Annotated in this window: 10 protein-coding genes and 1 pseudogene; 6 read left to right on the top strand and 5 right to left on the bottom strand. The window is 61.5% G+C overall.

All coding sequences use genetic code 11. From position 1 onward, the window contains the following. Both Q0627_RS13980 and Q0627_RS13975 read left to right on the top strand, forming a co-directional pair. Window positions 1-299 (top strand): annotated as a pseudogene (locus Q0627_RS13980) (hypothetical protein); the annotation flags it as partial. Between the two features lie 442 nt (window positions 300-741). Beyond that, window positions 742-1,608: a hypothetical protein gene (locus tag Q0627_RS13975; RefSeq protein WP_291012188.1), complete on the top strand. Its 867-nt coding sequence runs from the start codon at window positions 742-744 to the stop codon at window positions 1,606-1,608. 1,397 nt (window positions 1,609-3,005) lie between these two features. On the opposite strand, the gene Q0627_RS13970 is transcribed toward Q0627_RS13975, so the two are convergent. Next, the gene (locus Q0627_RS13970; RefSeq protein ID WP_291012185.1) at window positions 3,006-3,239 is read right to left on the bottom strand and encodes a hypothetical protein; all 234 of its coding nucleotides are present in this window, start codon (window positions 3,237-3,239) and stop codon (window positions 3,006-3,008) included. Between the two features lie 42 nt (window positions 3,240-3,281). On the opposite strand from Q0627_RS13970, the gene Q0627_RS13965 reads away from it, so the two are divergent. The 4 genes from Q0627_RS13965 to Q0627_RS13950 are packed head-to-tail and all read left to right on the top strand — an operon-like array spanning window position 3,282 to window position 7,285. Next, on the top strand, window positions 3,282-5,822 hold the full coding sequence (locus Q0627_RS13965) for an FtsK/SpoIIIE domain-containing protein (protein ID WP_291012183.1): 2,541 nt from the start codon (window positions 3,282-3,284) through the stop codon (window positions 5,820-5,822). Further along, window positions 5,815-6,789 (top strand): hypothetical protein, encoded by a 975-nt coding sequence (locus Q0627_RS13960; RefSeq protein ID WP_291012181.1) that lies wholly within the window; start codon window positions 5,815-5,817, stop codon window positions 6,787-6,789. The genes Q0627_RS13965 and Q0627_RS13960 overlap by 8 nt, the downstream gene beginning before the upstream one ends. Next, window positions 6,786-7,010 (top strand): hypothetical protein, encoded by a 225-nt coding sequence (locus Q0627_RS13955; RefSeq protein WP_291012179.1) that lies wholly within the window; start codon window positions 6,786-6,788, stop codon window positions 7,008-7,010. The genes Q0627_RS13960 and Q0627_RS13955 overlap by 4 nt, the downstream gene beginning before the upstream one ends. A gap of 11 nt (window positions 7,011-7,021) precedes the next feature. Continuing rightward, on the top strand, window positions 7,022-7,285 hold the full coding sequence (locus tag Q0627_RS13950) for a hypothetical protein (RefSeq protein WP_291012177.1): 264 nt from the start codon (window positions 7,022-7,024) through the stop codon (window positions 7,283-7,285). A gap of 531 nt (window positions 7,286-7,816) precedes the next feature. On the opposite strand, the gene Q0627_RS13945 is transcribed toward Q0627_RS13950, so the two are convergent. From Q0627_RS13945 to Q0627_RS13930, 4 genes are all read right to left on the bottom strand, one after another. After that, a complete protein-coding gene (locus Q0627_RS13945) occupies window positions 7,817-7,942 on the bottom strand; it encodes a hypothetical protein (protein ID WP_291012173.1) in 126 nt (41 codons plus the stop codon). A 69-nt stretch (window positions 7,943-8,011) separates the two neighbouring features. After that, on the bottom strand, window positions 8,012-8,386 hold the full coding sequence (locus Q0627_RS13940; protein ID WP_291012171.1) for a PIN domain-containing protein: 375 nt from the start codon (window positions 8,384-8,386) through the stop codon (window positions 8,012-8,014). Next, window positions 8,383-8,628, bottom strand: a complete 246-nt coding sequence (locus Q0627_RS13935) for a hypothetical protein (protein ID WP_291012169.1) — start codon at window positions 8,626-8,628, stop codon at window positions 8,383-8,385. The genes Q0627_RS13940 and Q0627_RS13935 overlap by 4 nt, the downstream gene beginning before the upstream one ends. Window positions 8,629-8,768: 140 nt before the next feature. Beyond that, the coding region (locus Q0627_RS13930; protein ID WP_367180766.1) for a class I adenylate-forming enzyme family protein at window positions 8,769-9,079 on the bottom strand (311 nt) is incomplete at its 5' end.

The raw sequence follows: 9,079 nt of genomic DNA, 5'->3' as shown, positions 1-9,079 counted from the left end.
ACGGCCATGTGTATTCTGAACTGATCTGGGCGGTGCTTTCAGGGGCTGCCCGAGCGAAATGGGAGCGACTTGTGACTGCTACGACCTGGGAGTATCAATCGCCCTTCGCCAGGAAGTACTACGGCGAGGGGAAGGCCGAAGGCGAGGCTGCCGGCATCCTGACCGTGCTCCACGCCCGCGGTATCGACGTTCCCGACGCGGTACGTGAGCGCGTGCAGAGCTGTGACGACATCGAGCAGCTCGAAACATGGCTGCGCCGCGCCGCCACCGCGCAGACGATCGGCGACGTCTTCGACTGAAAAGCCACCGGGAACGCCCCGGCGAGGCAGCAACCGAGCAGGTGTTTTGCCAAGCCTGCCACCGAGCACAGTCCGCGCAACCAATGGCTCGCGTGCGCCGCCCTCCACACCCAGCTCGGCTGCGCTGGTTTCGTGACAGCAAGCCGCGATGACCTGATTCACCTCATCAACGATTTGCCCGATGATCAGGTGGAAGTCTTGCTGCGAGACGCCCGTCGCCTGTCTGAACCTAGTCCAAGGAGAGCGTGGCCGCCGAGATTCGTCGGCATGATCACCGACGGCCCGGTCGACGGCTCGACGCCCGAGTACATCGACTCTGTCCTGGCGCGAGGTTCCAGCACCTCCCAGTGATCGTCTGCGATACCGGCCCGCTCGTAGCACTTTCGAATACGCGCCGCCCTCGCGCCCGATTATGTCGTAGGCACCTCCTATGCTCGCCGGTATGGTTTCGATGCGCCACGAGGCGATCGTCGAGTTGATCCGATTATGTCCGGCATTCGCAGCCGAGATGCTCGCCGGAGTCGCCGATCTTGTTGTGCCCGAGTATGAGTCGGCGGAGCTCGGCTCTCCCGATCTCAGTGAGGTGGTGCCGACCGAGCGGCGTGCCGATGCGGTGGTCACACTCAATCAGGACAGTCGCGCGGTCCTGGGGATCGTCGTCGAAGTCCAGTTGGGTCACGACAGCGACAAAACGTACTCCTGGCCCAGCTACGTCATCTCGCTGCGGCAGCGACTGCGGTGCCCGGTCGAAGTGCTGGTGGTGTGCGTCGATGACAGCGTGGCGCGCTGGGCAGCACAACCGATCCAGATCGGACGCGGATCGGTGATCACCCCAATCGTGATCGGACCGAAGGTAGTTCCGGTGATCGATGATGCCAATATCGCGGCAACGAGCCGGGAGCTGGCGATGCTGTCGGCGACGGCGCACTACGCCGTACCTGGGGTTTTGGAGGCGTTGGCGGCTGCGATCGCCGCAGATTTCGAGCATGGCCATGTGTATTCTGAACTGATCTGGGCGGTGCTCTCAGGGACCGCCCGAGCCAAATGGGAGCGACTTGTGACTGCTACGACCTGGGAGTACCAATCACCCTTCGCCCGGAAATACTACGGCGAAGGCAAAGCCGAGGGCAAAGCTGAAGGTAAGGCCGAAGAGGCAGCGGCCGGTGTCCTGACTGTACTTCGAGCCCGAGGTATCGATGTGCCCGATGCTATCCGCGACAGGGTGCAGCACTGTGGGGATCTTGACACGCTCGAGATGTGGCTAAGCCGGGCTGCCACAGCGGAGACTATCGGCGACGTCTTCGACTGACATCGCCGGGAGTTCTCCGGCGACGCAGCAACCAAGCCGGAGTGGCGCGACGAAGCAAGGTACATCGCAAGCCCGGCGCGCAGAGGGCACAGCCACCGAGATCCGTCGGAATGATCACAGATGGCCCGGTCGATGAGCCGACGCGGAATACGCCGCATCGCGAGCCGAAGTCGAGGCCAGGCACTCGACCTGAACAGTTCCGAATCGCCGGTAGTCCACGGCGTCAGCGGCAAGACGCGAAACCCGGCTCACCAACCGTCCGGAAGGCTGCCGGGCCACTTCCCAAGGGCGACAGCCTGAGCGTCATTGACGCTATCACGGCTCGCCTGGTGGCCGAGCTGCCTCATTGATCACGTGCCTGCGAACGCCTCCAGGTCGGTCGATGACGATCTCTATCGCCTGGGTGACGGACGAACTTGCCCGCACACGTGCGCAATAGCTCACGGCCCATCGAGCCATTCGAACCTCTGTCACCCCTTCGATGTAGCCCGAAGGGACGAATATCGTGCCGACACCACGAGAAACTATCGCACCGACGGGTCAGGGACCGTCGGATCTGCCTAATCTAGTCATCTCAGACACATGGATGACGCTCCTTCGGAAGGGAGGATCGCCGATGGCGATCGACTACACGCGGCGGGATCGTGCGACCCCCCCCCCGAAATTTAGTTGGTCATAGCGACCCGCAGTCTGCGCTGCAGGGAAAGCACTCCCAGGCGAGCGCTCAGTCCTCGCGTGCTGCGACACAATCGATACAACTCTCCACCGAGCAACGTCACGGCTCCCTCGATCAGGCACACCGACCCTCCCTTCTCGTCGTCGACGATCAATTGACCAAGCTACGACCGATCTGGCACGAGATCGAGGCCGCGGTCGGAAATCAGTCACACGCAATACTTTCCGCCCACGCAGCTGCACATCCTGACCTCACAGCTATCCTCCTGTCCCTCTTTAAAGCTCGCGAGTCCCTTGGTGAAGCTTTCCGCGACCACCTCGGCGGCGGCACTGGATTCCCCGACAGCGGTGACGGAGCGAGGACCGCGAACCAATGGATCTCAGCTGCTCACGAACTGCGTCACCAGATTGAAGCCGCCCGTGTGCCGTGGACCTCCAGCGGTCGAGAAAGACTCAAGGCGGAGTTCGCGCACTCGGTCCGGTCGTTGACCAGTTCCTTCTTTCCGACCGTAAGTGAGCTAATCGTCACCGTGTGGAAGCAGATGGACGACGACGGCAAGCAGGCAACCAGGTTTTATCGACAAGAAAACTTCATCCGATCTCACTTGACCATGCCATGGCCACCGGTCGGACCACCTGTTAGCGGCTCGGCAGATACGATAGTTTCCGGACTTGGGCCTTTGAATATCTTTCTCGGAACTCTGCAAGCGACACTGGTCTACTCATCGACTAGCATTCGCGATATCACGATCACCGGCTACGATTTCCAGCAGTTCAACGTTTGGAATCGGGATCGTCGTCGCCACATGAAAGATAGCGAGTTCCATCGACTTGACGCGGCCGCAGAAAGCCACGTTGGCTACCCCGCCGCCTTTCATATCCTGTATATGATGATGAAATTCGCCAGTACCGCCGGTATCGATGAATTCCTGCAATGCGTTGAAGCAGACGTTCATAGCGAACAGTTCAGTGAGGTCGAACTTCCGGTTGTCGTCGACTTGGATCGACTCGGTTCATTCCTCATCAACACCCCCAGCGGAATCGAGACAGCGGTCCTGAACCTGCTCGCCGCGCTTCCCGCGAACCAGTTGCTGATCCGGGTGTTCGACCCTGAGAAGGCAGGCGAGTCGGCGAACTTCCTGTACGGCCTCGGCGAAGCTCAGGAAAAGGTCATCGGGCAGTCGGTGCGGACCAGTCCGAGACAACTCGATGAATTGCTCCAGGAGACCGAGGAACATATCACCTTCGTCACTCAGCGCTACCTGCAGGGTGAGCACAGTTCACTGACCGACTACAACAACGCGGCGGGCGAGGTTGCCGAGCCGTACCGGATCATCATCCTGTACGACTTCCCCGCCGGATTCTCCCGCGCCGGACACCATGATGTCGATCAACTCGATCGCCTCGGACGGATCATCCAGAATGGTCCGCGCACCGGGGTGTTCACCATCCTCGTATCCAATGAGATGGAGAATCCTGGTCCCGAACCCGAGGGAGCGGACGATGGAACACGTGCTCTATTGCGGGTGACCTCGTCTGTGCCGCACCTGCACGCCGGGGACTGGCTCACTGAGAATTGTCGGAATAAGTTGGAGTCGGCTGGTGGCGGTGTCCGGCTTCCGCATACCATCCCCGCACCACCGGTGAACGGATTGGCGGGGACGGTCAGCGAAGGAATAATTCGCTGGATATACACTCCGGCCGCGCCACCCTCCGACGCGGTCGCCAGAGAATTGCTTGATGCCGTCAAGCGAGGAATCAGCAACGCTGAGGATGTCGTGGTCACCCCGGCTCGGGTATTCGAACTCGCGGCGCAACAGGAGCGGGAGACCGCCACGACGAACCGGACCGCGTACCTGGCGCGCACCCCGGGCCTCGATCGTCCCGAAACGTGGTGGCAGGGAAACAGTACCGACGACGTGACGGCGCACTTCGGCCGTATCGGTGCGCGGCAGACCGCCGACCTGATGATCAATTCCGAGACGCACAACTACGGTGCACTGATCGGCGGACGACCCGGTTCGGGCAAGTCGGTCCTCATCCACGCGGTGATAATGAGCCTTGGGGTGACGTACTCCCCTGCCGAACTCGAACTGTACTTGGTCGACTTCAAAGAGGGAGTCGAGTTCAAGCAGTACGCCGATCTCGGAATGCCGCAGGCCCGTTTGGTCGCCATCGAGGCCGAACGTGACTTCGGCCTATCGATTCTGGTGCGGGCGCAGCTCGAATATCAGAGGCGTAGCAAGCTCTTCAAGGGGGTTACCGGTCCCAAGGGTGAGCAGCCGGCCAAGATCAGCGACTACCGAAAACTCACCGGACATGCGCTGCCACGCTACGTCGTCATCATCGACGAGTTCCAGCAACTGTTCACCAGTGACGACAAGATCGCCCAACAGGCGGCCGAAGTTCTCGAAGATCTGCTGCGCAAAGGTCGCGCCTTCGGCGTCCACATCGTGCTGGCCTCCCAGTCGCTGGCGGGTATGGCGGCGCTCGGCAAACATGTCATCGGACTCATGCCCGTTCGGATTGCTTTGCAGAGTAACGAATCCGATTCCCGGCTTATCCTGGGTGACGACAACGCCGACGCACAGACCCTGTCACGGGCGGGTGAGGGAATCATCAACTGCCGGAGCGGGCAGCGCGACGCGAATCGTCGTTTCCAAGCAGCCCTGTGGTCTGCGGAGGCACGCGGCGAGATTCTGAAGCAATTGGCCAAACGTGCCGAACACGACGGATTCACCGACAACACGGCGGTCTTCGACGGACACAGCGACGCCGAGGTCGGAGGACTTTCCCGAGCAACTCTCGGGCAGCCCGATACCGACCCGAAACGTCTGGACCTGCCGCTCGGACAACCCCTTATCCTGGACGCCGAGCCGTATCGCGCACAGTTCAAACGCACCGCCGGCAGCAACCTGCTGATAGTCGACGAGCACGGGGCGGGCACCCTCGGGGTACTCCTTGCGAGCCTGACACTGCGCGGTGTGCCGGTCGACCTGATCGACTACGAAACCGATCACGACGACTGGTCGCCCGTGGTCGAAGACCTGGAATACGTGCCGGGCGTGACCGTCGAACGCCGACGAGGTATGCGGGCACTGCTTGAGGAAGTGGCCAAGACCGTCGACACCAGACACGCCACGGATTCGATGCGGGAGCCCACACGGGTGCTCGTCATCGCCGGTATGGCGCGGGCCCGTGACTTCGACCCCAATTCGTACGACGACGATGATCCCGGAAAGATCCTCGCCAGGATCCTGACCGACGGTCCCGAAGTGGGTGTCCACGTGATCATCTGGTTCGACAATCCCGGCGGTATTCGTAAACGTCTCGGCTCCAACCACATCGATGAGTGCGGGCTGCGGGTGATCGGGCCGATGGGACGCGACGATTCGACGCAGTTGATCGACAACTCCGATGCGGCCACCCTCAAGAGTGGGCAGGTGATCGTCGCCGACGTCGACCGTTCCACATCGGTCAAGGTCCGTCGCTTCGGTGCGCCACCGACCGGATGGATCGCGGGCCTGCGCCATGAGTAGCGGGGCGAAGGTCGACAGCGCGGTCTTCGACTTTCTGCGTCCGCAACTCCGGCGATACCGCCGGCAAACCACCGATCTCAAAGCCGCGGTTGCCCGCTCGATCGCCAAGGCATCGGAGACCGCGGCGGAGGTCGTCAGAGAACGTCGCCGCGCCGTCGAAAAGTGTAGGGCCGATCTCGATGCCTGCAGAGCCCAGGAGAATTCCGACTGCAGCGGATACGCCCGGCAACTGGAGTTGGCCGGGAACGCGCTGGCAGACGCGCTCAAAGGTCAGCGGATCATCGAGCAGGCTACCGCGCAGTTCCGACATTCGCAGGCGCGGCACGATCGGGTGATCGACGAAGAACTCGTCCGCAGCGAGAAGCTCGTCCGCGAGGCCGACGAACGCATCTCGGGCTATGTGAAGGCAACCATCAGCGGTCCGCACGTCACGTTGCTGTCCGGCGCGGCATCCGGTGGTGGTGGTAGCTGGTCAGCCGGAAGCGTTGCGGCGAGTTCCGCGGCGTCGCCGGACTGCTACAGCAACGGTACCGGCGACGCGAGTGCTCCTGCGTCATGGCGGGATACTCCCGGCGTGACGATTCCTGCCGGTTTCCCCGACGGATTCGCGCTGGTACCGGTATCGCTGATCCGCAACTCCGACCCGATCAGCGGCCCCGAGTCATTCGACAAAGGGCAGGATCTACCGACGCTCAAGTGGTCGACGAACGCGCTTCTCGACGTCCTGCTACCAGCGATGCGCAGCGGTGACCCACGGGCTACGCTCCGTGAACGCGATCAGCGAGAAGGGCTGTCCGGCGCTCGGACCTACATGCGGAGCTACAGCGGATTCTTCTCCGACACCGCACTCAAAGTGAGTCATCTCGGGCCGGAGGGGTTCGACCTCGACAACGGCCGCCACCGGTTGTGGCTGCTCGAGCGCTTGGGAGCCACCGAAATTCCGGTGCGGATCGTCGGACCACAGTGAGTAGAGTTTCGCGCGACATCGCCCAACACGAGTCCGACCGTGCCGAACGATTCCGGGCACGGCTGCGCGTCGAGTCGTTGTGGTCGGACGCGGCTGCCCGCAAGTTCCTCGACGTCCTCAACACCATCGAGGGGCAGGACAAGACATACGGCGCCGCCCTCGCCGCCCTGAACGCCTCATTCGATGAGGCGAAGAAGTACCTCGGAACGACCAACATATAAGGGGAAGAACCATGACAAGAATCGAGACCGATCCCGAAGCGCTGGTCGCGATGGGTCGCGAGTTGAAAAGGGCGAGCAGCTCCATCGAGGAAGCGATCCGTAAAGTTCGTTCCACCCTCAACGCCACCAAATGGAACGACCCGGTCCGCCGGGAACTCGAACAGAACCTCGAAGCAATCGCCCGAATGGCGAAGCAAATCGACAACGTCAGCAACGACAGCCAACGCATGCTCAACCGCAAAGCCGGTGAACTGAGAACCTACCTGGGGCGATGACATAGGAGGAGCGTATTGGCCACCAGAACATCGGATTTCTTGCCGAAAGGACACTGCACATGAAACCATCTACCACGTCAGAAACTCTCAGAAGCCGCGGCCTTGCAATTTCTGCTGTCGGCTGCGCCGTACAGCTCATAGGGTTTGCGGTCGGCGCAAGTGGGCCGGGCGAGTTTAATGCTCTTGACATATTTATAGGAATTACAGTCACCATTTGTATTGCATCCGTTTGCTGGACAGCAACCACGCGGACTGATCACACAGGGTTCACTTTGGGAGTGGGGGCTGTCGCTCTATTCTGGGGGCTAGTAGAAGTCGTTGATACCGGGAATGTTGGGGTGCTAGCACTTCTGGCGATTGGTACGGTAATAGTACATTTTGGCGGCAAGCAAATTGTGCTGAGTGAATGATAGTGGACGAATAGCCTGATCGGCCCAAGAAGTGCCAGCGCACGCGTTTGCCAACCCGTGGAAATCGCAGGGACTGTCCTAACTAGACGCTGGCGATCTGATCGACGCAGAACTCGGCGAATCAGATCGCCAACGGGACACGGGTTCCGTCAGGGCGTTTGGCCGTCAGCTCCAGCTCGCCACCAGTTGCCTCCACGTACTTGCGCGGTGTGGACACCTGCGCGGTGGCAATCTGGCCGTGTTCCATCCTCCTTCGTTGTGAGTCCTGCTCAGCGGCATCAGCGCATCGGCATGCCAGACTCGCAGTGGCGATGGACTACACCGTGACGATCCGTAGGGATGGGTCGAGTACGGCGATATCGTCGGGGTCACTGGTGTAGACAATCGCGTTCAGCCGAGCGGCGAGGAGCGCTACGTGGGCGTCGATGACATCGGACGTGCCGGTTTCGGCAAGCCGTATCCCGATCCGGAAGGCGAGTTCGCCGCCGAGGTCATCGATCCGGACTGCTCGTGATCTGAGTAGCCGAGCGATCGCGTACTGACGATGACCTCCGCGCCAGCACTGGGCAACGACCCCTGCGGGAACGAAAGTGGCGATACGATTGCGCACAATCTCATCGACTCGTGCCACCATGAGCCGGTCGCGGCGTTCGAGGGCGATCAGGGCGCCGGTATCGAAGACGACACTCACGCGACGCCTGTGACATCGGAAGGTAGGCCGAGTTCGCGCCGAACGGCGTCACGGTCGGCGTCCGTGATGCCGTCAGTGTCGGCAATCATGTCATCGACGGCCGCCCTGGCCTGCACCCAGTCCGGTTCAGCCTCCGCGAGCTGCACAAAATAGCCGCTGACGCTGTCTGCGTCGCCCGCGTCGACAGCGCGTTGCGCCTTCGCGGCGACTTCGTCCGGAACGCTGATCGTCAGCCGTTTCATACCCCGAGCATACGCCGCTCATACTTCAATCTGGCCGCTCCTGAGCAGTTCGGGTGCCGCGTGCCACTGACACGAACCGATACCCGTACAGAAACCTTGCGATCAGTTCCGGAAACCGGAACTGATCGCAATATTTGGACCTATCCCGCTGCGGCCGCTTTACGCAGCTCGAACTTCATCACCTTGCCGGTGGAGGTGCGGGGCAGATCGTCGGGGAAGATGATGTCGCGGGGGATCTTGTAGCCTGCCAATAGTTTTCGGGCGTAGTCGATGAGTTCGTCGGCGGTCAGGGTCGCGCCCGGGACGAGGAGCACGTAGGCGCGGGGGCGTTCGCCCCATTTCTCGTCGGGGACGCCGATGACGGCGACGTCGAGCACGGCGTCGTGACTGACGAGCGCCTGTTCCACCTCGACGGTGGAGATATTCTCGCCGCCGGAGATGATGATGTCCT

Source organism: uncultured Gordonia sp. (assembly GCF_937858515.1).
Classification (GTDB): Bacteria; Actinomycetota; Actinomycetes; order Mycobacteriales; family Mycobacteriaceae; genus Gordonia.
The sequence above is the reverse complement of the archived record's forward strand: the minus strand, read 5'-3'. Positions and strand labels throughout refer to the sequence as shown.